Source organism: Mesorhizobium sp. M1A.F.Ca.IN.020.06.1.1, assembly GCF_004023265.1.
GTDB lineage: Bacteria > Pseudomonadota > Alphaproteobacteria > Rhizobiales > Rhizobiaceae > Mesorhizobium.
Window position 1 is genome coordinate 1 of sequence record NZ_RZSR01001660.1, and the last position, 609, is coordinate 609.

The window sequence follows — 609 nt, forward strand, 5'->3', positions numbered from 1 at the left end:
ACCGTTAGGCATGCCTACAAAAACAGCCGCAACTGCGCGTGGATGATCGACCGGTAATCCTCGATCGTGCGCCGGCCTTCCGCCTCGTCCTGCGTCAGCGCCAGCCGCACGACGCCGCCGGCGAGCTGAAAGATCAGGAACACCACGCGCCCGAACGCCTCGCGCTGCTTAGGCTTCAGCATCGGCGCCACACGGTCGCAGAACATCTTCGCCTGATGCCGCGTCTCGGCGATGTCGAGATGCTGCAGCGCCTTGTCGGCCTGGATCGCGTTCTGCAGATCCTGGATCGCCGGATCCGCCGCGACACGGCCGTAGTAATCGTCGAGCAGCCGATCGGCTGCAGCGGTCACGTCATCCACTCCCCGGATATCGGCGATGATCGCGCCGAAGCGAGCCCGGCTCTCCTCCGAGAAACGCTCGTAGAGCATCGCCAAGATCGCCGACTTGCTTGGAAAATAATGATAGACCGTGGCGATCGGCCCGCCCGCCAGCGCGCCGACTTCCTTCATCGTGACCGCGTCTATGCCCTTCTCGCCGATCAGCCGCATGGTCGTAGCGAGGATCGCGTCGATGCGCTCGCGGCTGCGCTCCTGCTTGGGCCTGCGTCTG

Annotated in this window: 1 protein-coding gene; it reads right to left on the reverse strand. The window is 64.7% G+C overall.

Features of this window, described 5'->3' with window-relative positions:
- Positions 1–14: 14 nt before the first annotated feature.
- A partial coding sequence (locus tag EOA60_RS36205) for a TetR/AcrR family transcriptional regulator (protein ID WP_164899936.1) occupies positions 15–609 on the reverse strand: 595 nt, incomplete at its 5' end.